The 22,435-nt window shown below is 45.8% G+C and carries 21 protein-coding genes and 3 riboswitches; of the genes, 12 read left to right on the top strand and 9 right to left on the bottom strand.

Annotation, left to right across the window (positions count from 1 at the left end; all coding sequences use genetic code 11):
• Nucleotides 1–43: 43 nt before the first annotated feature.
• Complete coding sequence (dbpA, locus tag MHI44_RS10480) at nt 44–1,483, top strand: ATP-dependent RNA helicase DbpA (protein ID WP_038428034.1); 1,440 nt, start codon at nt 44–46, stop codon at nt 1,481–1,483.
• Nucleotides 1,484–1,501: 18 nt separating this feature from the next.
• On the opposite strand, the gene MHI44_RS10475 is transcribed toward dbpA, so the two are convergent.
• Entirely contained in the window at nt 1,502–2,788 is a 1,287-nt protein-coding gene (locus tag MHI44_RS10475) for an MFS transporter (protein ID WP_339203456.1), read from the bottom strand.
• 207 nt (nt 2,789–2,995) lie between these two features.
• On the opposite strand from MHI44_RS10475, the gene MHI44_RS10470 reads away from it, so the two are divergent.
• The 3 genes from MHI44_RS10470 (at nt 2,996) to bglS (ending at nt 5,629) form a co-directional block, all read left to right on the top strand.
• Nucleotides 2,996–3,676: a hypothetical protein gene (locus tag MHI44_RS10470; RefSeq protein ID WP_029318618.1), complete on the top strand. Its 681-nt coding sequence runs from the start codon at nt 2,996–2,998 to the stop codon at nt 3,674–3,676.
• A 94-nt stretch (nt 3,677–3,770) separates the two neighbouring features.
• A complete protein-coding gene (licT, locus tag MHI44_RS10465) occupies nt 3,771–4,604 on the top strand; it encodes a transcriptional antiterminator LicT (protein WP_003242598.1) in 834 nt (277 codons plus the stop codon).
• Between the two features lie 296 nt (nt 4,605–4,900).
• A complete protein-coding gene (bglS, locus tag MHI44_RS10460) occupies nt 4,901–5,629 on the top strand; it encodes a beta-glucanase (protein ID WP_015483903.1) in 729 nt (242 codons plus the stop codon).
• Nucleotides 5,630–5,786: 157 nt separating this feature from the next.
• Here the strand turns inward: bglS and citH are convergent, their stop codons facing one another.
• Nucleotides 5,787–7,067 carry a citrate transporter CitH gene (citH, locus tag MHI44_RS10455; RefSeq protein WP_339203452.1) on the bottom strand — a complete coding sequence of 427 codons (1,281 nt, stop codon included), beginning with the start codon at nt 7,065–7,067 and terminating at the stop codon, nt 5,787–5,789.
• A gap of 199 nt (nt 7,068–7,266) precedes the next feature.
• Between citH and MHI44_RS10450 the strand changes: the two genes are divergently transcribed.
• The 3 genes from MHI44_RS10450 (at nt 7,267) to MHI44_RS10440 (ending at nt 10,483) form a co-directional block, all read left to right on the top strand.
• The gene (locus MHI44_RS10450; protein ID WP_339203450.1) at nt 7,267–9,327 is read left to right on the top strand and encodes a catalase; all 2,061 of its coding nucleotides are present in this window, start codon (nt 7,267–7,269) and stop codon (nt 9,325–9,327) included.
• A 49-nt stretch (nt 9,328–9,376) separates the two neighbouring features.
• Nucleotides 9,377–9,667, top strand: a complete 291-nt coding sequence (locus tag MHI44_RS10445) for a hypothetical protein (RefSeq protein WP_014478421.1) — start codon at nt 9,377–9,379, stop codon at nt 9,665–9,667.
• A gap of 144 nt (nt 9,668–9,811) precedes the next feature.
• Nucleotides 9,812–10,483 carry a DUF3298 and DUF4163 domain-containing protein gene (locus MHI44_RS10440; RefSeq protein ID WP_137201115.1) on the top strand — a complete coding sequence of 224 codons (672 nt, stop codon included), beginning with the start codon at nt 9,812–9,814 and terminating at the stop codon, nt 10,481–10,483.
• A gap of 41 nt (nt 10,484–10,524) precedes the next feature.
• On the opposite strand, the gene MHI44_RS10435 is transcribed toward MHI44_RS10440, so the two are convergent.
• Nucleotides 10,525–11,718, bottom strand: coding sequence for a NupC/NupG family nucleoside CNT transporter (locus MHI44_RS10435; RefSeq protein ID WP_003227216.1), 1,194 nt, complete (start codon nt 11,716–11,718; stop codon nt 10,525–10,527).
• 127 nt (nt 11,719–11,845) lie between these two features.
• Nucleotides 11,846–11,947: riboswitch (purine riboswitch) on the bottom strand.
• Between the two features lie 386 nt (nt 11,948–12,333).
• Between MHI44_RS10435 and MHI44_RS10430 the strand changes: the two genes are divergently transcribed.
• The 5 genes from MHI44_RS10430 to MHI44_RS10410 all read left to right on the top strand — a co-directional run bounded on the left by MHI44_RS10430 (nt 12,334) and on the right by MHI44_RS10410 (nt 16,931).
• Entirely contained in the window at nt 12,334–13,182 is an 849-nt protein-coding gene (locus MHI44_RS10430; protein WP_339203448.1) for a methyltransferase domain-containing protein, read from the top strand.
• A 153-nt stretch (nt 13,183–13,335) separates the two neighbouring features.
• On the top strand, nt 13,336–14,754 hold the full coding sequence (locus MHI44_RS10425; protein ID WP_257434986.1) for a GntP family permease: 1,419 nt from the start codon (nt 13,336–13,338) through the stop codon (nt 14,752–14,754).
• Between the two features lie 23 nt (nt 14,755–14,777).
• Nucleotides 14,778–15,494, top strand: coding sequence for a CoA transferase subunit A (locus tag MHI44_RS10420; RefSeq protein ID WP_339203446.1), 717 nt, complete (start codon nt 14,778–14,780; stop codon nt 15,492–15,494).
• Complete coding sequence (locus MHI44_RS10415) at nt 15,491–16,141, top strand: succinyl-CoA--3-ketoacid CoA transferase subunit B (RefSeq protein WP_003243049.1); 651 nt, start codon at nt 15,491–15,493, stop codon at nt 16,139–16,141. Before MHI44_RS10420 ends, MHI44_RS10415 begins: the two co-directional genes overlap by 4 nt.
• A 16-nt stretch (nt 16,142–16,157) precedes the next feature.
• Entirely contained in the window at nt 16,158–16,931 is a 774-nt protein-coding gene (locus tag MHI44_RS10410; protein WP_014481333.1) for a 3-hydroxybutyrate dehydrogenase, read from the top strand.
• 51 nt (nt 16,932–16,982) lie between these two features.
• Here MHI44_RS10410 and MHI44_RS10405 read toward each other — a convergent pair whose 3' ends face one another.
• The 6 genes from MHI44_RS10405 to pepT form a co-directional block, all read right to left on the bottom strand.
• Nucleotides 16,983–18,119 (bottom strand): 5-methyltetrahydropteroyltriglutamate--homocysteine S-methyltransferase, encoded by a 1,137-nt coding sequence (locus MHI44_RS10405; RefSeq protein WP_042976790.1) that lies wholly within the window; start codon nt 18,117–18,119, stop codon nt 16,983–16,985.
• A 77-nt stretch (nt 18,120–18,196) separates the two neighbouring features.
• Nucleotides 18,197–18,303, bottom strand: a riboswitch (SAM riboswitch).
• 68 nt (nt 18,304–18,371) lie between these two features.
• Nucleotides 18,372–19,505, bottom strand: a complete 1,134-nt coding sequence (locus MHI44_RS10400) for a 5-methyltetrahydropteroyltriglutamate--homocysteine S-methyltransferase (RefSeq protein WP_339203444.1) — start codon at nt 19,503–19,505, stop codon at nt 18,372–18,374.
• 82 nt (nt 19,506–19,587) lie between these two features.
• A riboswitch (SAM riboswitch) is annotated at nt 19,588–19,694 on the bottom strand.
• Between the two features lie 65 nt (nt 19,695–19,759).
• Nucleotides 19,760–20,248: an LURP-one-related/scramblase family protein gene (locus MHI44_RS10395; RefSeq protein ID WP_042976786.1), complete on the bottom strand. Its 489-nt coding sequence runs from the start codon at nt 20,246–20,248 to the stop codon at nt 19,760–19,762.
• Between the two features lie 128 nt (nt 20,249–20,376).
• Nucleotides 20,377–20,640 carry a hypothetical protein gene (locus tag MHI44_RS10390; RefSeq protein ID WP_072173222.1) on the bottom strand — a complete coding sequence of 88 codons (264 nt, stop codon included), beginning with the start codon at nt 20,638–20,640 and terminating at the stop codon, nt 20,377–20,379.
• Between the two features lie 289 nt (nt 20,641–20,929).
• Nucleotides 20,930–21,058 carry a hypothetical protein gene (locus MHI44_RS10385; RefSeq protein ID WP_003227241.1) on the bottom strand — a complete coding sequence of 43 codons (129 nt, stop codon included), beginning with the start codon at nt 21,056–21,058 and terminating at the stop codon, nt 20,930–20,932.
• A gap of 104 nt (nt 21,059–21,162) precedes the next feature.
• On the bottom strand, nt 21,163–22,395 hold the full coding sequence (pepT, locus tag MHI44_RS10380; protein ID WP_033882848.1) for a peptidase T: 1,233 nt from the start codon (nt 22,393–22,395) through the stop codon (nt 21,163–21,165).
• Nucleotides 22,396–22,435: the final 40 nt, after the last annotated feature.

The raw sequence follows: 22,435 nt of genomic DNA, 5'->3' as shown, positions 1-22,435 counted from the left end.
TTAGAGTATAATGAGAACATCTGCAAGAGACAGGAGTTTATACATGAGTCATTTTAAAAACTATCAAATCAGTCATGACATTTTACGAGCATTGGAAGGACTGGGATATACAGAACCGACCAAGGTGCAGCAGAGCGTGATCCCCGCTGCCCTTGAACGAAAGGATCTTGTCGTCAAATCACAGACGGGAAGCGGGAAAACGGCTTCGTTCGGGATTCCTCTCTGTGAGCTGGCGGATTGGGATGAAAACAAGCCGCAGGCGCTTATTTTAACTCCAACCCGTGAGCTTGCGGTGCAAGTAAAGGAAGATATCACGAACATCGGACGATTTAAACGGATCAAAGCGACAGCCGTATTTGGAAAATCCTCCTTTGATAAACAAAAAGCTGAGCTTAAGCAAAAAAGCCACATTGTTGTCGGCACGCCGGGACGTGTTCTGGATCATATCGAAAAAGGCACGCTGCCGTTGGATCGTCTCTCTTATTTGGTCATTGATGAAGCGGATGAGATGCTGAATATGGGCTTCATTGAGCAGGTGGAGGCGATTATCAAGCATCTGCCGACTGAGCGTACGACGATGCTGTTTTCGGCGACGCTTCCGCAGGATATCGAGAAGCTGAGCCGTCAATATATGCAAAACCCCGAGCATATCGAAATCAAAGCGGCCGGGCTTACCACAAGAAATATTGAACATGCGGTGATTCAAGTAAGAGAAGAGCATAAATTTTCATTGCTGAAAGATGTGCTGATGACGGAGAATCCCGACAGCTGCATCATTTTCTGCCGAACGAAGGAGCACGTCAATCAGCTGACCGATGAATTGGATGACTTAGGATATCCATGCGATAAAATTCACGGCGGAATGATTCAGGAAGACCGATTCGACGTCATGAATGAATTTAAACGTGGCGAGTACCGTTACTTAGTCGCAACGGATGTCGCCGCGCGCGGGATTGATATTGAAAATATCTCCCTTGTCATCAACTATGATCTGCCGCTTGAAAAAGAAAGCTATGTCCACCGCACGGGCCGAACGGGACGCGCAGGGAACAAAGGAAAGGCCATTTCGTTTGTCACGGCCTTCGAAAAACGGTTTTTAGCCGACATTGAAGAATATATCGGATTTGAGATTCAAAAAATAGAAGCCCCTTCTCAAGAGGAAGTGGCAAGGAAGAAACCAGAATTTCTAGCTAAAATGAATGACCGTCCGGAAAGCAAAAAGGACAAAAGCGAAGAGCTGAATAAAGACATTATGAAGCTGTATTTTAACGGCGGAAAGAAAAAGAAAATCAGAGCCGTTGATTTTGTAGGAACGATAGCTAAAATTGACGGTGTGTCAGCTGACGACATCGGCATCATTACGATCATGGATAACGCCTCATACGTTGAGATTTTAAATGGTAAAGGCCCTCATGTTCTCAAAGTGATGAAGAACACAACCGTCAAAGGGAAAAAGCTGAAGGTGAATAAAGCGAATAAATGATGAATGACCTGCTCCCAGTTAAAGGGGCAGGTCATTTTGCTGCTGGCTGACATTGGCGCTGGTCTCCTCCGGAACAAAGGCAAGAATCACAATACCAATTACAAACAAAATGATCAGACTGAACACCGCAGTCGAGGATTTCCCGGTCAGCTGGGCGGTCATGGCAATGAGCAGCGGCCCCATAATTGAGGCGAATTTTCCAAAAATGTTGTAGAAGCCAAAGAATTCATTGGCGTGGCGCTTTGGCACAAGCTTGGCGAAATAGGAACGGCTGAGGGCTTGAATACCGCCCTGCGAGGTGGCGACAAGCATAGCAAGTATCCAGAAATCAATCGTTGTCTTCATAAAATAGGCATACACGCAGACGATCATATAAATGACGATCCCGACGTACAGCATGGTCTTCCCCGTGAAGCGTTCTGCCAGTTTTCCGAATATAATCGAAAACGGTGCAGCGACCACCTGAGTGACAAATAGGATGATCAGAAGGCTTGAGGAACCGATCCCTAAATCTGATCCATAGGATGTCGACATCGTAATAATTGTGCCGACTCCGTCGATATAAAAGAAATAAGCGAGCAAGAAGAGGAAAAGTGCCCGGTATTGCCTGATCCGTTTCATCGTTTGGCCGAGCCGCTTAAAGCTGTTGATGACAATATGAGGTTCTTTTTTGATGTAATAGCGTTGATGGACATGTTTAATCATTGGGATGGTGAACAGCCCCCACCAGGCAGCCGTTATGAAGAAGGACAGCTGGCTTGCGGCCGATACAGACACTGGAATCGTCTCTGCTTGTGCGAGCAGGATGACAGCAATACTGATGATAAATGGAATCGTGCTTCCAATGTATCCTAAGCCAAAACCCCGTGCCGAGACGAGATTCATCCGCTTCTCAGGCGTGACGTCCACGAGAAAGGCATCATAAAACACATTGGCGCCGGAAAAACCGATAGCCGATATCGTATAAAACAGCAACAATAGCAGCCAATGCTCACTAGGGATAAAGGCGAGCATCGCGGTGCTGGCGACACCGGCTGACACAAAGAAACCGAAGAACTTTTTCTTGCACCCTTCATAGTCGGCGATTGTGCCTAAAATAGGGCCGAGCATCGCAAGAATAAACGTTGAAATCGCAATGGTATAGCCCAGATAGGCAGTCGATTGAGCGGCGCTGACACCGCTTTCCGCAGCAGCTGATTTATAAAATAACGGAAATACCGCGGTGGTCACGACAATTGAGTAAGCAGAATTTGCCCAGTCATATAATACCCAGCTGTTTTCTTGTTTCGTAAAACGTTTCATCATCAGAGCCCCCTCTCCGGTAACGATACTTCTATTGTACGAGAATTGGGCCTGAAAAGAATGGAATGCACGTCAATTTTTACAAAATATTTATGCTTTTGCGCTTCAAATCATACTTTTGATTTATTGCTGGGGTTAGGTGAATCTGGTACCATTTAACTATATTTTATGGTATTTTCCAGAAGGGATTCAGCAGAGAGGAGACAGAGCATGAGGCGAATAGGCTTGTGTATAAGCCTGCTGGTCACAGTTCTTGTGATGAGCGCATGCGAAAGTGAAGGTGAGGCTCAGATGTTCGCAGACTGTGATCAAAAGACAGTAAAACAAACCGAAGCCAAACCGATGAGCAGTAAGAAAAAGCAGGATTTCCAAGCCCTCGCAAGCGACAGGCAGCTGGCCATTGTGTTCAGTTCCATGATACAAGTGAGCGAAGCATTTGATTATGGAATCGGCAATCCAGAATACTTCGTGCGAAGCAGCATGACTGAAGAAGAAGCAGACATTGCGAAGGAGAATCTCGAATCGATTAAGCTTGAGAACAAATCGCTCAAAAAACAAAACAGCGAGGCGGTCGCCTTGCTACAAAAAACGCGTAATCAAGACATGAGCCGGATCGAAATTCAGCAGCTGACAGAAAATAGAGCCGCTTTTTTTGAGACCGCAGACAGTATGATCAAACTCATCGGCCAAGTCACACCGAAAAACGCGAAGAAGACAAGACAGCAGCTGGATCAGCTGAAAAAACAATATACACAATACAGCGCCGAAAGCGTCAAAATCATGAACAGCATTGTCAGAAAGCAGAAAGCTGACAAGGCATCATTTGAACGCCATCTGGAGGCGCTGCTTCAAAAACAGCCCGGACAGCAGGTACGGAGTGAATTGTACTGATCAGCTTCCGTCTTTCCCTGATGATATTGACCTAGTACAAAAAGAATGTACAATCAAGATATAGTCTGTTCTTAGTTGATTGGAGGGACATGTCATGAAAATTGCGAAGGTGATCAACAATAATGTGATCAGCGTGGTCAATGAACAAGGGAAAGAATTGGTCGTCATGGGCAGGGGGCTCGCGTTTCAGAAAAAGTCCGGCGATGATGTCGATGAAGCCCGCATTGAGAAAGTGTTCACGCTCGATAACAAGGATGTATCAGAAAAGTTCAAAACCCTTTTGTATGATATACCGATCGAGTGTATGGAAGTATCCGAAGAGATTATCAGCTACGCAAAATTACAGCTCGGCAAAAAGCTCAACGACAGCATCTATGTGTCGCTGACCGACCATATTAACTTTGCCATCCAGCGCAACCAGAAAGGGCTTGATATCAAAAACGCCTTGCTGTGGGAAACAAAACGGCTGTACAAAGACGAATTTGCGATCGGCAAAGAAGCGTTGGTTATGGTAAAAAATAAGACTGGTGTGTCTCTGCCAGAGGATGAAGCAGGCTTTATTGCTCTGCATATTGTAAATGCCGAGCTGAACGAAGAGATGCCCAATATCATCAACATTACAAAAGTCATGCAAGAGATTTTGAGTATTGTAAAATACCATTTTAAGATTGAATTCAACGAAGAATCGCTTCACTATTATCGGTTCGTCACCCACTTAAAGTTTTTCGCGCAGCGTCTTTTTAACGGCACTCACATGGAAAGCCAGGACGATTTTTTGCTGGATACAGTGAAAGAAAAGTATCATCGCGCGTATGAATGCACGAAGAAAATCCAAACCTACATTGAGCGGGAGTATGAGCACAAGCTCACAAGTGACGAGCTGCTGTATTTAACCATTCACATAGAAAGGGTAGTTAAACAAGCATAATGAGAGCGCTGACATTTTTATTTTCGTGTGTTCGTTTTTTTCTTACATTTCCATATGATAATGTTAGGATTGTTACTGATAAAGCAGGCAAAACCTAAATTACAATGAGTGCGGATCATCTCTGTCTGTGCTGATGGTAATTTAGGTTTTTATTTTTTTCAGAGGGAAGATGATGATAGTTACAGGATTCAAGTAAGTAAGATTCGGTATTATCATTATTTTGACCGATGTTCCCTTTTAAAAGAATCATGTAAGATCAACATAGAAAACGCTTTCAATGAGAGGGGAATGCCAATATGCCTTATCTGAAACGAGTGTTGCTGCTTCTTGTCACTGGATTGTTTATGAGTTTGTTTGCAGTCACTTCTACTGCCTCGGCTCAAACAGGTGGATCGTTTTTTGACCCTTTTAACGGCTATAACTCCGGTTTTTGGCAAAAAGCAGATGGTTATTCGAATGGAAATATGTTCAACTGCACGTGGCGGGCTAATAACGTATCAATGACGTCATTGGGTGAAATGCGTTTAGCGCTAACAAGCCCATCTTATAACAAGTTTGACTGCGGGGAAAACCGTTCTGTTCAAACATATGGCTATGGACTTTATGAAGTCAGAATGAAACCAGCTAAAAACACAGGGATCGTTTCATCGTTCTTCACTTACACAGGTCCAACAGATGGAACTCCTTGGGATGAGATTGATATCGAATTTTTAGGAAAAGACACAACGAAGGTTCAATTTAACTATTATACAAATGGTGCAGGAAACCATGAGAAGATTGTTGATCTCGGGTTTGATGCAGCCAATGCCTATCATACGTATGCATTCGATTGGCAGCCAAACTCTATTAAATGGTATGTCGACGGGCAATTAAAACATACTGCAACAAACCAAATTCCGACAACACCTGGAAAGATCATGATGAACTTGTGGAATGGCACGGGTGTCGATGAATGGCTTGGCTCCTACAATGGTGTAAATCCGCTATACGCTCATTATGACTGGGTGCGCTATACAAAAAAATAATGCCAAATGTGAAAGAGCCTGCTGCAATATAGCAGGCTCTTATGATTGTAATGAGAAGTTGTTGGCGTGAATCTTCTATTCACTCATAATATCCTATTTGATCTTCTCCCCTCTGTAAATCACGTACTCACTCAATGCTACGATCAAGCTCATACATTTAGAAAGAAATAATCCCAATCAAAAGTGCGGCAATCGTCATCACAATCATTGTTCCTACGGCCCATTTAATAGTGAATTTTTGATGGTCGCCAAAGCTGACGCCTGCCATTCCTACCAATAGATAGGTGGAAGGCACAAGCGGGCTGAGCAGATGCACAGGCTGCCCCAGCAAGGAGGCCCTTCCGATTTCAGCGGCGTCTATTCCGTAAGCGGAAGCGGCTTCGGCGATGATGGGAAGGACACCGAAGTAAAAGGCGTCATTCGACATGAAAAAGGTGAAGGGCATGCTGACGATCGCAGTGATCAACGGCAGGTGCGGGCCCATGGCATCAGGGATGAGTGAAACGAGAGAATGCGCCATGGCATCCACCATTTTTGTGCCGGAGAGAATGCCTGTGAATATGCCCGCAGCAAACACCATCGAGACAACGTTTAACGCATTACCCGCATGCGCCGAGATTCGTTTCTGCTGCTCTTTGACATTTGGATAGTTAACCATCAAGGCAACGGCGAACGCAGTCATAAAAAGAACAGGAAGCGGCAGCAGGCTGGTGATCAGTGCGGCCATCAGAGCGACAGTCAGCAGCAGGTTAAACCATTGAAGAGCGGGACGCTTGAGCGGTGCGGCCTCCGGATCGGAAGACGGTGCGTGATCAATCGAAATGACGCCGAGCCGCTTCCGCTCTTTCTTTCCGAGGATATAAGCAACGGCGATCACCCAGAGAATGCCGGCGATCATAGCGGGAATCAGCGGCGTGAAAACCTCTGACGTGTCCAATTTTAAGGAGGCCAAAACCCTCGCAGTCGGCCCGCCCCACGGGATAATATTCATAACCCCCGAACCGAGCATCGCTATTCCCGCTAACACCAAACGGTTCATGCCGAGCCGTTTGTAGAGAGGCAGCATCGCTGCAATGGTAATCATATAGGTTGTTGTCCCATCTCCGTCCAGCGAAATGGTCATGGTCAGAACCGCTGTGCCTACGGCGATTTTTAACGGATCTCCTTTGACAAACGATAAGATTTTGGCAATGAGAGGATCAAACAGGCCTGAGTCAATCATAATGCCGAAATACAGGATGGCGAATAACAGCATGATACCGGTAGGGGCGAGGTCTGTAACGCCCTGAATCATCATCTCGCCGAGATCTTTGCCAAATCCGCTGATCAGGGCAAACACAATAGGAACGACAATCAAAGCAATAAGAGCGGAAAGCCGGTTAGACATAATAAGGTACATAAAGACAATCATCATCACAAAACCGAGTATGGCAAGCATGATATGACCTCCCCTATTCAACAGCTTTTTGGTAAGCGCTTCCATCCTTTCTTTCTGTGAAGAAGGCTTATTTCAAATGTGTATGACCGCATATTTATATGTAGACCAAAAATCCTAATGAGCGGATTAGCAGTTTATATGAAGAACGCCACGGGTAAATGTGCTGTAGAATGTTTCGTTTTAAAAAGGGGGAGCAGACATGAGTGATGACCAAAACAAACGTGTAAATGAACACTCAAAGGACGAGCAGCTTGAGCAGTACAGGACCGATAACAGCGGGAAGAAAATGACGACAAACCAAGGCTTGCGAGTGTCAGAGGATGAGCATTCGTTAAAAGCCGGGGTTCGCGGTCCGACGCTGATGGAGGATTTTCACTTTCGGGAGAAAATGACGCACTTTGACCATGAGAGGATTCCGGAGCGCGTTGTGCATGCGCGCGGATTTGGCGTGCATGGCTTTTTTCAGGTTTACGAACCAATGACCGAGTACACACGGGCCAAATTTCTTCAGGACCCTTCGGTGAAGACACCGGTATTTGTCCGTTTCTCTACGGTTGCGGGTTCTAAAGGCTCCGCAGACACGGTGCGGGATGCCAGAGGCTTTGCGACAAAATTTTATACTGAAGAAGGAAACTATGACCTTGTGGGAAATAACATTCCGGTGTTTTTCATTCAGGACGCAATCAAATTTCCGGATTTGGTTCACGCGTTTAAGCCTGAGCCACACAATGAAATGCCTCAGGCCGCGACTGCTCACGATACGTTTTGGGATTTTGTCGCCAATAACCCTGAGTCGGCTCACATGGTGATGTGGACGATGTCAGACAGAGGCATCCCGCGCAGCTACAGAATGATGGAAGGCTTCGGCGTTCACACGTTCCGTTTTGTCAATGAACAAGGAAAGGCACGTTTCGTGAAATTTCACTGGAAGCCGGTGCTCGGCGTGCATTCTCTCGTATGGGATGAAGCACAGAAAATTGCAGGGAAAGATCCGGATTTCCATCGCCGTGACCTGTGGGAAACAATTGAAAACGGCGGCAAGGTTGAATACGAGCTCGGCGTGCAGATGATTGATGAGGAAGATGAATTCAAGTTTGATTTTGATATTCTTGATCCGACTAAGCTGTGGCCGGAAGAGCTTGTGCCGGTGAAGATCATTGGGAAAATGACGCTGAACCGCAACCAGGATAATGTGTTTGCGGAAACAGAACAAGTCGCATTCCACCCGGGAAATGTCGTGCCGGGCATCGACTTTACAAATGACCCGCTCCTGCAGGGACGGCTTTTCTCTTATACAGACACACAGCTCATCCGTCTTGGCGGCCCGAACTTCCATGAGCTTCCGATTAACCGGCCTGTATGTCCATTCCATAACAACCAATACGACGGCTATCACCGGATGACGATCAATAAGGGACCTGTCGCTTATCATAAAAACTCACTGCAAAACAATGATCCGTCGCCTGCGACAGCTGAAGAAGGCGGCTACGTCCACTATCAGGAAAAAGTCGAGGGCAAAAAAATCCGCCAGCGAAGCGACAGCTTCAACGATTATTACTCACAGGCGAAGCTGTTCTGGAACAGCATGTCTCCTGTGGAGAAGCAGCACATTATTTCTGCTTTCTGCTTCGAGGTCGGGAAGGTCAAAAGCAAAGACGTACAGCGGCAGGTCGTTGATGTCTTCAGCAATGTCGATGAAGATTTGGCGCAAGAAATAGCCAAAGGAGTAGGTGTGGCGGCGCCAGCGAAGCGTAAAGCATCTAAAGAAATTCTTACTTCGCCTGCGTTAAGCCAAGCCCGTACAGTGAAAACCGCGTCAACAAGAAAAGTCGCTGTACTTGCTGGAAACGGATTTCACGAAAAAGAGCTGCAAACAGTGCTGGATGCTTTAAAGAATGAAGGAGTTACAGTGGATATCATCAGTCAAAATCTAGGGTATATGACAAGCGACAGCGGCCAGCAGCTGGAGGCTGGCGGCACGTTTCTGACTGTTGACTCGGTTCTGTATGATGCCGTCTATGCCGCAGGAGGGCCGGAGTTAAAAGACAACAAACAAGCGATGGCGTTTATCAGGGAAGCTTACGATCACTACAAGGCGATCGGTGCGGCAAATGAAGGAATTGACCTTCTTCAATCCTCTGTCGGAACAACAGAGGGACCAGGCATCGTGACGGCTAAAGATGAATCTGACTACACCGCATTCAGCAAGACATTTATTGATGCGGTTGCCGCTCATCGCCATTGGGATAGACGAATTTGACCGGCTCCTGTATCTTAAAGAAAGATACTTTTCATAAGGAGCATGACACATGAACGAAAAACAGCTCGCTGAAGCTTACGAACGCGACGAAAATATGATGATTTTGGTGTTTGCCCAGTGGTGCGTGAACCATGATCTTGATCCGATGGAGCTGTACGCCAAAGCGTATCCGCAGCAAAAGCTGAATGAAAGCTTGAAAAAAACCATGGACGATCTGGTCGTGCCAAAACACGAAGCAGAGCACATTCCGGACCAGACTGTCATTGCGGTATTAGAGATGTTCGGAAATACAGATTTGGCACAGGCCGTTCATGAAGCGATTTCTGGGCGCAAACAGTAAAAAAAGAGACATCCTGTGTCTCTTTTTTTATTGGAAAAATCATGCTGTTAGACCTAGAAACTTCTTTCGATTTAATCAGTCTATAAAAGTGTGTATTGCTTAAATAAGGGAATGATAAACAACGACATCAAAGGAGGAGATTGTATGAAATGGAATAAAATGATGAAAGCCGCGGGGATTGCAGTCTTGCTTTTTTCCGTATTTGCATATGCGGCCCCATCTTTAAAAGCAGTTCAAGCGAAAACACCGACTGTCAGCACCCATACGTACAAAAAGATCAAGGAGTTAACGTATCCACAAGTGCATCACATCGGGAATGCCGCGTTTGAAAAGAAAATCAATCAAGAGCTGAAAGCCTTCATTGAACAATCGTATCAGGAATATCTGAAAAACAAAAAAGCAGGCGAACAGCAGGGCTTTAAAACGGAATATCAAACATCCTTCAGCGTCAAATACAATGCGGCAGGCAAGCTCAGCATTCAAACACTCAATTATATCTATTCAGGGGGCGCCCACGGTTTAACGTCTGTCCAGTCCTTCAACTATGACTTGAAAGCACAAAAGCGGGTGACGCTGGATCAGATTCTGAACACCAAAACAAAAGTCAGCAAAACGAGAGATTACCTATATAGCTATATCAAAAAACACGATGAGCTGTTTTTCCCTGATGTAAAGAAAGAGGATATAACCCTAAACAAAGACACAATGTTTTACTTTACGGCAAACGGGATCGCCATCGTCTTCGGCCAGTATGACTTGGGGCCTTATGCAGCGGGAATCCGGGATGTGCAGGTGCCAGCCTCTATTTATCAATAATGAAAAGAGCCATATCCGAAAAGGGATATGGCTCAATGTTTCTACCACACAAACAGGCCGACAATCGCAGCACTTAATAAAGATACCGCAATTCCGCTGACGAGCAGTTTCCACACGTTTCTCCCGATGACCGTTGACTTTTCTCCGTCAAGGATCGAATTGTACGTGCCGTAAATCATGCCGACAGTACTGAAGTTTGCAAAGGACGTCAGGAATGTCGTCGCCACCGCAACGGTGTGAGGCGGAAGGGATTTGAGATTGTTTTTCAAGTCAAGCATCGCAACAAACTCGTTCGTTGCTAATTTCATGCCCATCAGCTGAGCAACATACATCGCATCGTGCACCGGCAATCCAAGCAGGAATGCGAACGGACTGAACAGATAAGCAAAAATTGTCTGGATGGTCAGGCCGTGTACGAAAACGCCAAGAATGCCATTAACTGCTGACGTTAATGCGACATATCCGATCACCATTGCCAAAATAACGATAACCATGTTCATGCCGACAAGCATACTGTTAGAAATCGTAGAGAAAAAGTCTTTCTTCTCTTCTTTAGGCGGTGTATAGATGATATCTTCATCCTCCGGCACGTGAACAGGATTCAGCAGGTTTGCGATAATCAGCGCGTTTAAGCAGTTCAAAGGAATCGCTGTAAACACGTATGTCGCAGGCACCATTGACAGATAAGATCCGATAATGGAGCCGCTGATGCTGCTCATGCTCATTAAGCCGAATGTGAGCAGGCGGTTGTTGCTTAAAACCGTTAGCTGCTGGCGGATAACCGCAAGTGCTTCGGTATTTCCCAGGAACATCATTTGAATAGAGAAAAAGCTTTCTAATTTCGGCAAGCGGGAAGCCTTAGAAATCACCCATCCGATTTTATCAATCAGCCAAGGCAAAATGCCGAAATACGTTAAAATATCAAAGAATGTGACGATAAAGATAATTGGAAGAAGCGCACTAAAGAAAAAGTCTACTGTTTCATTCGCCATCACTGACGGAAAGGCAAACGCGATACCGTCACTGGCGCAAGCAATCAGCCAAGTGAAGAAATCACCGATTTTACCGATGGCCCAGCTTCCGACTTTTGTTCCCAGCATAAACCAAGTAATCAGCAATTCCAGAACAATTAACGTAATGATCGGGCGCCACTTGATTTTCTTTTTCTGCGGAGAACATAGGAATACAACTGCCATAATCACAATGAGACCGACAAGGTTTAGTAAAAAGTACATGATAGCAACTCCTATGAGGGTTATTATGGAAACAAAAAAAGCTCTTATCCTTCACAAATTCTGGAAGTGCAGAAAGTGTGAAAAATAAGAGCAAACAGAAAAGAACTTGTCCTTTTCAACTCGTTCAAATTTATTCAAACTTTCTTGTAGTCTAGTTTTTTACGGTTACTAGGTAGAAACAATCAGACCATATTACTGATCATATACAAGAATGTCTTTTTCTAAGATGATAGCAGTATTTTATCCTTTCACTTTTTGAAAATCAACCTTTTTAACTATTTTCACAATAATAAAATTTATATTCTAAAATGAGAAAATAAAGGAAAAACATGCTGGATTGCTATGCTGATATGATGTTGGCGGGATACCAGCATGTCAGTACTGATTTTTCTTCACTATAAGGTTCCAGCTCCTGGATATTTGTTGTATGATGGAAACGGGGAAACCCATACAGCAGAAAGGGAGTTTTTTTCATGATTATCCAATTCATTCGTTATAGATAATGACAGGTGTAGACAAACTGCCAGACCTGGCCAATTTTTGAGATAGGCCTAGGTTTATTTGTCTATGCCTTTTTCATTTATCTAAAAATGAATGAATGGGGTGTTTTTTATCATGAAGCGAACAGTTGATTTCAGCATGTTTCGATGCCCGCTCTGCGATTCTTCTATGGATGCGACATCAGGGAAAAGCTTGATTTGTACAGAACGAGGACATACATTTGATCTATCTCGGCACGGCTACGTGAACTTTCTGACGAAGCCGGTCAAAACCAGTTACGGTGCCGAGCTTTTTGAAGCGAGGAGCAGGCTGATTGGAGAATGTGGTTTTTTTGACCCGCTCCATGATGTGATTGCAGAACTCATCAGTCATCCCACATCTGGTCATGAGGCATTCACCATCCTGGACAGCGGTTGCGGGGAGGGTTCTCATTTGAATGCGCTTTGCGGGTTTGATTATGCAGGGAAAGCAGCGATAGGAACCGGCATAGATCTTTCGAAGGATGGGATCTTAAAAGCTTCTAAGGCATTCAAAGATCAGATGTGGGCGGTTGCCGATGTGGCGCGTGCTCCTTTTCATGATCGCCAATTTGATGTTGTTCTGTCTATTTTTTCGCCGTCCAATTATGCAGAGTTTCATAGACTGCTGAAGAATGATGGCATGCTCGTAAAAGTAGTGCCGCGAAGCGACTATTTAATAGAATTAAGGCAATTTTTATATACTGATTCACCAAGGCGCACGTATTCCAATGCGGCAGCTGTTGAGCGTTTTACAGCAAATGCTGCACACAGCCGTCCTGTCAGGCTGCGCTATGTTAAAACGCTTGACCAGCAGGCGATCCACTGGCTTCTCAAGATGACGCCGCTTGCCTGGTCGGCGCCGAAAGATCGAATAAGCCTGCTGAAAGAGATGAAATCAGCCGATATTACGGTTGATGTTGATATCCTAATAGGAATGAAATGAATGGCAGAGGAAAGCTCCGAAAAAAGGAGCTTTCCTTTTTTAATCGGAATAGTTGGCCCACGCTTCTCGTACATATGGAAAGGGGACGGAAACAGCCGATGCGGACAGGTTCATGTAAACGCTTTCTAGTTCGCGGAAACGGGGGATGTGTGTGTGGAACTGATCATCATTCTATTGGCGTTAGGTTTGCTGATGTTTACGGCGTATCGGGGATTTTCTGTCATATTGTTTGCGCCGATTTGCGCGTTATTCGCGGTGCTGCTGACAGATCCAAGCCATGTGCTTCCTTTTTTTTCATCAATTTTTATGGAGAAGATGGCGGGTTTTATTAAGCTGTATTTCCCAGTGTTTTTGCTCGGTGCCATTTTTGGAAAGGTCGTTGAAATGGCCGGGCTTGCGGCATCAATCGCGAAAACAATTGTCCGGCTTGTCGGGGCAAAAAGAGCGATACTTGCCATTGTGCTGATGGGTGCTGTCTTGACGTACAGCGGTGTCAGCCTGTTTGTTGTCGTATTTGCCGTATATCCTTTTGCGAAAAACATGTTCCAAGAAGCAAACATACCAAAACGCCTCATCCCGGGAACGATTGCTTTAGGGGCTTTTACGTTTACGATGGACGCACTTCCGGGGACGCCGCAAATCCAAAATGTCATCCCGACGTCGTTTTTCAAAACAGACATTTATGCCGCCCCTTGGCTGGGCTTGATGGGCGCAGTGATTGTGCTGGCAGCTGGGATGCTCTATTTGGAATCAAGGCGGAAGAAAGCGCAGGCATCTGGCGAAGGCTATGGCGGTTTTGATTCGCAGAATGCTCCTGCTCCTGAATCGATTGAGTCCGCGGCTGAACCGGACAAAAGCCCGATTCGGCACGCGCTTGCCTTTGTCCCGCTTATTTTCGTCGGTGCAGTGAATAAATATTTCACCATTTACCTGCCAAAGTGGTATCCGAATGGATTTGATTTTTCTTCCATAGGATTAAAGGAGTTCGGCAGGCTTGATATTTCTTCAGCAGCTGCTATTTGGTCGGTGGAGATTGCTTTAGTGATTGGCATCATCACAACGATTTTATTTGATTGGAGAAGTGTGTTTGCCCAATTGAAGGAAGGGCTGAATGAAGGGATTGGCGGCGCCTTGCTGGCATCTATGAATACGGGTGCCGAGTACGGGTTCGGCGGCATTATCGCCGCGCTGCCGGGGTTTCATAAGCTGAGCAGCGGAATTTCACATACTTTTACCGATCCGCTTGTAAATGGCGCCGTTACGACAACTGCGCTGGCGGGAATCACCGGCTCGGCTTCAGGAGGAATGGGCATTGCGTTAAGCGCGATGTCAGAACAATACTTACAGGCGATTCAGGCTTACAATATTCCGCCAGAGGTGATGCATCGGGTCATTTCAATGGCATCAGGCGGGATGGATACACTGCCGCATAATGGCGCCGTTATTACGCTTCTGGCCGTGACGGGTTTGACCCACCGGCAATCCTATCGCGATATTTTTGCGATCACGCTCATTAAAACGGCTGCCGTATTTGCTGTGATCGCGATTTACAGCCTGACTGGTCTAGTGTAGAAGAAAACGAAAGGGGCATCAATATGGAAAAAGTGCTGTCATCAAGCAAGGAAGCTGCGAAACTGATTCATGATGGGGATACGCTGATCGCGGGAGGGTTTGGGCTGTGCGGCATCCCTGAACAGCTCATTTTGTCTATAAGAGATCAGGGAGTAAAGGATTTAACCGTTGTCAGCAATAACTGCGGAGTCGATGACTGGGGGCTTGGTTTGCTTCTGGCTAACAAGCAAATCAAGAAAATGATCGCTTCCTATGTCGGTGAAAATAAAATTTTTGAGCGGCAGTTTTTAAGCGGAGAGCTTGAGGTCGAGCTTGTTCCCCAAGGAACGCTCGCTGAGAGAATTCGTGCAGGCGGTGCAGGCATACCGGGATTTTATACGGCGACAGGCGTCGGCACCTCCATAGCCGAGGGAAAAGAACATAAAACATTCGGCGGCCGGACTTATGTGCTGGAGCGAGGCATTACCGGCGATGTGGCGATTGTCAAAGCGTGGAAAGCGGACACCATGGGCAATTTGGTTTTTAGGAAAACGGCGAGAAATTTCAATCCCATTGCCGCCATGGCAGGCAAGATCACGATTGCCGAGGCGGAAGAAATCGTGGAAGCAGGAGAGCTCAATCCAGATCACATCCATACGCCGGGAATTTACGTACAACATGTCGTGCTTGGCGCGAGCCAAGAAAAACGGATTGAAAAACGAACAGTTCAGCAAGCATCGGGAAAGGGTGAGGCCAAGTGAAGGAAGCGAGAAAACGAATGGTCAAACGGGCTGTACAAGAAATCAAGGACGGCATGAATGTGAATCTCGGGATTGGCATGCCGACGCTTGTCGCAAATGAGATACCCGATGGCGTTCACGTCATGCTTCAGTCGGAAAACGGCTTGCTCGGAATCGGCCCCTATCCTCTGGAAGGAACGGAAGACGCGGATTTGATCAATGCGGGAAAGGAAACGATCACTGAAGTGACGGGCGCCTCTTATTTTGACAGCGCTGAGTCATTCGCGATGATAAGAGGCGGGCATATCGATTTGGCTATTCTCGGCGGAATGGAGGTTTCGGAGCAGGGGGATTTGGCCAATTGGATGATCCCGGGCAAAATGGTAAAAGGGATGGGCGGCGCCATGGATCTCGTCAACGGGGCGAAACGAATCGTTGTCATCATGGAGCACGTCAATAAGCATGGTGAATCAAAGGTGAAAAAAACATGCTCCCTTCCGCTGACAGGCCAGAAAGTCGTGCACAGGCTGATTACGGATTTGGCTGTATTTGATTTTGTGAACGGCCGCATGACACTGACGGAGCTTCAGGATGGTGTCACAATTGAAGAGGTTTATGAAAAAACAGAAGCTGATTTCGCTGTAAGCCAGTCTGTACTCAATTCTTAATGGGAAGGTGTTTGACATGAGAAAACAAGTCGCCTTGGTGACAGGGGCTGCCGGCGGAATCGGATTCGAAATGGCAAGAGAATTCGCCCGGGAAGGTGCCAGCGTCATCGTTTCAGACCTCCGTCCGGAAGCATGTGAAAAAGCAGCCTCCAAGCTTGCAGAAGAAGGCTTTGACGCGGCGGCCATTCCTTATGATGTGACAAAGGAAGCGCAAGTTGCTGATACGGTGAACGTCATCCAAAAACAATACGGCCGCTTGGATATTCTGGTGAACAATGCCGGTATTCAGCACGTCGCTCCGATTGAAGAGTTTCCGACAGACACCTTTGAACAGCTGATCAAGGTCATGCTGACGGCTCCCTTTATTGCAATGAAGCATGTTTTTCCGATCATGAAAAAACAGCAGTTTGGCAGAATCATTAATATCGCGTCTGTTAATGGATTAGTCGGCTTTGCAGGGAAATCCGCTTATAATAGCGCCAAGCACGGCGTCATTGGACTCACAAAAGTAGGGGCGCTGGAAGGCGCGCCCCACGGCATAACAGTCAATGCGCTCTGTCCGGGTTATGTCGATACCCAGCTTGTACGCAATCAGCTTAGCGATCTATCGAAAACTAGAAATGTCCCTTACGACTCTGTACTTGAACAAGTCATTTTTCCGCTTGTGCCGCAAAAGCGACTGCTTTCCGTCAAGGAAATTGCGGATTATGCCGTGTTTTTGGCAAGCGAGAAGGCGAAGGGCGTCACTGGGCAGGCTGTCGTCCTTGATGGGGGCTACACCGCACAATGACATAAAAAACACACTTGCTCCGCTAGGGAATCAAGTGTGTTTTTTCTTTTCTTATTTCCAAACATCATTAGCGATCTCAACCACATGGCGGAGCTTCGCCCATTGCTGTTCTTCAGTCAGCTTGTTGCCTTCCTCAGTTGAAGCAAATCCGCATTGAGGGCTGAGGCAAAGCTGGTCTAAGCTTACATAACGGGACGCTTCTTCGATACGGCGTTTCACGTCATCCGGATTTTCAAGCTCACCGAATTTAGATGTCACTAAGCCAAGAACAAGCTGAAGATCAGACCGTTTTACGTAACGGAGCGGCTCAAATCCGCCTGAGCGTGAATCATCATACTCTAAGAAAAGTCCGTCAAGATTCAAGCCGTCAAAAATGGTTTCGGCTGCTGCGTCATAGCCGCCTTCCGCTGTCCAAGTGGACTGGAAGTTGCCGCGGCAAATATGCATGGTTACCGTCAAGTCATCCGGGCGGTCTGCAATCGCGTCGTTAATCGATTTCGCAAACAGCTGGCGAAGCTCGTCAGGCGTTGTTCCGAACGCTTCGATTTGTTTTAAGCCTTTTTCAGATAAGAAAACGGCCCACGCTGTATCATCAAGCTGGAGGTAGCGGCAGCCTCTGTCATAAAACGCTTGAATCGCTTTTTTATATGCTTTGGATACATCATGCTGGAAAAGGTGATAGTCGTTTTTGTATGCACCTTTTTCCAATTTTCCGCGGAAAAACAGCATATTCGGGCTTGGAATCGTCATCTTTGGCGTCGCGTCACCGGCAATGCTATGGAGAAATGAGTAATCTTCAAGCATTGGGTGAGTTGAAAAGTCGATATCACCTGTGACTTTAATGCCGCGTGCTTTTGTCTGTACGTTATGGAATTGAATGCCTTGCTCAGGAGTAAACGGCTCAACGCCATCTAAGTTTTCCAGGAAATCAAAGTGCCACCATGCTCTGCGGAATTCACCGTCTGTCACGACGTTCAGGCCGGTTTCCTTCTGTTTTTCCACAATGCGGATAATTTCATCGTTTTCGATCTGGCGAAGCTGCTCAGCCGTAATATCGCCGGCCGCTTTTTGCAGCCGCGCTTTTTTAACGGGCTCAGATCTCAACAGGCTTCCGACTTGATCCGCGCGAAACGGCGGTTTTTTTCTTTGAAGTGATTTTTGTTCTGCGGGTGTTGTTTGTTGTGACATGTTGTCCATTCCTTCTTTCCATTCAAATGTAAAAAAGCTCTTCCTTTGGATAAGGAAGAGCTTGCGTGACAATCTCAACCTTATCTTCAAGAGCAATCGTTGCTCTAAAGGATTTAGCACCATTCTGTTAAACAGCGGTTGCCGGGTATCGCAGGGCCAGTCCCTCCACCTCTCTTGATAAGGAAAACCTTTTTATGAAATTTTCTGATAGTATCTATTATTCACACATTTTCTATTTCTGTCAATGATAGATTATCTCCACACATCGTTGGCAATGTCGATGACATGGCGAAGCTTTGCCCATTGCTGCTCCTCTGTCAGAAGGTTGCCTTCTTCTGTAGAGGCGAAACCGCACTGCGGGCTCAGGCATAGCTGGTCCAAGCTGACAAAACGCGCGGCTTCATTGATACGGCGTTTCACATCCTCAGGATTTTCAAGCTCGCCGTATTTCGATGTGATCAAGCCAAGCACGATTTGCAGATCCTTGCGCTTCACAAAACGGAGCGGATCGAAGTTTCCGGAGCGGTCATCATCGTATTCCAAGAACAGGCCGTCAAGGTTTAAGCCGTCCAAAATCGTTTCCGCTACAGCGTCGTACCCTCCCGATGCCGCCCAGGTTGAGCGGAAGTTGCCGCGGCAAATGTGCATTGTGATCGTTAAATCATCAGGCCGGTCTGCCACTGCATCGTTAATCGTTTTGGCAAACAAGGCGGGCAATGTTTCTGGATCGCCTCCGAGCGCCCGGACAACCTCTCTGCCTTTTTCCTCAAAGAAGAGAGACCATGACGTATCATCAAGCTGGAGATAACGGCAGCCAACATCATAGAAGGCTTTGATTGCCTTTTTGTACGCTTGGGCCAAATCATGAAAATATTCCTCTTGATCGTCATAAATGCCTTTATCCGCCTTTTCGCCAAAAAACAGCATATTTGGGCTGGGAATGGTCAATTTTGGCGTCGCGTTACCGGCAATCTCATGTAAAAATTGATAATCAGCGAGCGCTGGGTGGCTCGTAAAATCGAGTTTTCCCGTCACTTTGATGCTGCGCGCTTTCGTTTTTGTGTTATGGAACTGAATCCCCTCAGCCGGGATGAACGGTTCCACACCGTCAAGCCCTTCCAGGAAGTCATAATGCCACCAGGAACGCCGGAATTCCCCGTCTGTTACCACATCGAGACCGATTTCTTTTTGTTTTTCCACGATGCGGGTGATCTCTTGATTTTCGATATCACGAAGCTGTTCCGCTGTCATCTCACCAGCCGCTTTTTTTTGCCGGGCTTCCTTCACCGGAACGGAACGAAGCAAACTGCCGACATGATCGGCGCGGAAAGGTGCTTTGCGTTGTTTTTCTGTTTTTTGTCCTGCAACATTCGTTTGTTGAGCCATGTTATTCGCCTCTTTTCTGAAATATTGAGCATGTAAAAAGCTCTTCCTTTGTGTAAGGAAGAGCTTGAACGATCAAATCTCCGCCTCATCTGCAAGAACGCAATGTTCTTAAGGATTTAGCACCATTCTGTTTGAAACAGCGGTTGCCGGGTATCATAGGGCCAGTCCCTCCACCTCTCTTGATAAGGTAAAACTTCATATTCAGATTTCAATTATCTTAATATTATTACTTTTGGATCAATTGTCAATGTTTTTTAGAGAATACTTTCATTTTCATCGTTATATAAAACCATATCAAGCACGATAGCGATGGCAGTGCAAATCAGAACATCTTCCTCGTTTGCAATCTCCAAGTGATAGGAATCACCCCAGCTTAGCCACTTTTTGCTCACTGACATCCGGACATTTTCCCCGTCCGTCAGCTGGAATTCATCCCTCCATAAATCACCATCGATTTCCCAGTTAAGCCCGGAAATCACAAATTTCGGTTTGAAAAACGTTACTTTCTTCGTTACCTCACAAACTGTTTTCCCGCCAATTGAAATCTCATAGCGCGGCAATAAAGACATTAGTTTTTGTTCTATGGAAACGAGCGTTTTCCCAGATGAGTCTGTCATTTGTAATGAGTCTCCTAACGAGAAAAAACGCCCCTCCACCTTGAATGTTTCTTGTTCATCCCGGTCATAAATGTGAAATGCATCTTTAAATGAGAACATTTTTTGTTTCATAAATAACTCGATCATTGCTGAAGTCTCCTTTGGGTTTGCCTTGTATGAAATTACGGATAGGTGGCGAAAAGGTTTCAGGCTCTAAATCAAAACAATTTTAAAAGGCTGCGTGATTCAGCAGCCTTTTCGTTTGAAATATAGAATTAGGAAAGATGCATCCGGCGTTTTTGGCGGATGGCGTCAAGGTCGATTAGGTTGTTGTGATGAGGTGCGGCTGCTGGCAGAGGGCTTGTCTTTTGCGGTTTGCGGCGATTGTCCTTGCTGAAAGAAAAAAGAAGATAGCCGCATAATGCGATGATAATAAATAGGATCATATTACATACCTCCCAAAAAAAGTTTTGGTACTCTCTATTGTACGGATAAAAAGTCAAAAAGTATTCAAAAAATTCTAAATCAATAAATAACAAGAAACTGTCCCTCTAAAACAGTATAACCTGATGACCTGAAAATAGTCTTGAATCACGCTGTTTGCTCTTGTTGATGATTGGTTCTATAGTTACTATCGACGATAAAATAAATTCCTTTATATAACTTTTAACCTAAGTTTTCGTAATTCAAATTGCCTGTTTTTGGGTGTTGTTTTCTTGCTTGTTTGGTTTATACCCTATTTTGCGGAATTGAACACAAAAAACCCAAATTTCGGAGCATTTGGGCGGTACGGGTGAATACAGATTGTATCTTGGGGATTTGAATGTTTTATTTGAAGAAGCGTTTGAACATTTTTCTGATTTTTTGAAATGGGCTGGATTTCTTTTGCATGTTAAGCGGCCTGGAAATGATCCATTTTTTCAAGAGACTCTTTGCAGCGATTGCATGTTTTGTCATTGTTTTTCCTCCTCATTTGTTGATACTTGTTTTACGGAGGACGCGTTTAAAATGTTTCATTTTCACACAAAAAAGCCAGTCCTTTTTTGGACTGGCTTTTGGCATTAGGCTTGCGCTTCAAACTGCTTTGCAATCTCAACGATGACATTTACGGCTTTGACCATATTATCAACTGAGATGTATTCAAATTTGCCGTGGAAGTTTTCCCCGCCTGTAAAGATGTTTGGCGTCGGAAGCCCCATGTAGGACAGCTGCGATCCGTCGGTGCCGCCGCGGATGGGGGAAATCTTCGGTTCGATGCCGAGGTTTTCCATCGCTTGCTTGGCAATGTTGACGATTTCGATGACAGGTTCAATTTTCTCTCTCATGTTGTAGTATTGGTCGTTCATATCCAGCAGAATCCGGTCTTGCCCGTATTCGTTTTGAAGTTCTTCAACGGCACGCTTCATTGTTTCTTTTCTGTTTTGGAAATTCTCTTTGTCAAAGTCTCTAATAATGTAGTGGAGCTTTGTTTCCTCTACGTCTCCTTGAATCGACAGCAGGTGATAGAAGCCTTCATAGCCTTCCGTATATTCAGGCGCTTCGTCTGCCGGCAGCAGGCTGTTCAGCTTCATCGCGATTTTCGCAGAGTTGATCATTTTCCCTTTAGCTGTTCCGGGATGTACGTTGTTGCCTTTAATCGTAATTTTTGCGGCAGCGGCATTGAAGCTTTCGTATTCAAGCTCGCCGAGCGGCCCGCCGTCAACCGTGTAGGCAAAGGATGCATTGAACCGTTTCACATCAAATTTGTGCGGCCCTCTTCCGATTTCTTCATCAGGCGTAAAGGCGACTCTGATTGTGCCGTGCTTGATTTCAGGGTGTTTGATGAGGTAATCCATGGCTGTCATGATTTCAGCGATACCGGCCTTATTGTCTGCGCCGAGAAGGGTGGTGCCGTCTGTGGTGATGAGTGTATGGCCCTTATAGCCGGACAGCTCAGGGAATTGATCAGGTGACAGGGTGACCTGCAGCTGTTTGTTGAGAACGATGTCTTTTCCATCATAGCTTTCGATGATTTGCGGATTTACGTTTTTGCCGGTAAAGTCTGTAGCGGTGTCGACGTGAGCGAGAAAGCCGATTGTCGGCACGTCTTTTTTAGTATTGGAGGGAAGAGTTGCCATGACATAGCCGTTTTCATCAATGGCTGCATCCTGCATGCCGATGGACTTCAATTCATCAACGAGCATGTTTCCTAATGTCAATTGGCCGGGTGTGGAAGGACAAGTGTCAACGGATTCATCGGACTGTGTGTCGACTTTTACATATGTAGTAAACCGTTCAATGATTTCTTCTTTCATTTCCAATCATCTCCTTTGTCTTATTTTAGCATGGCGGGAT

Source organism: Bacillus sp. FSL K6-1366 (assembly GCF_037976695.1).
In the GTDB taxonomy this organism is placed as follows: domain Bacteria; phylum Bacillota; class Bacilli; order Bacillales; family Bacillaceae; genus Bacillus; species Bacillus subtilis.
Note: the sequence above shows the minus strand (reverse complement) of the source record. Positions and strands in the feature narration are given on the sequence as shown.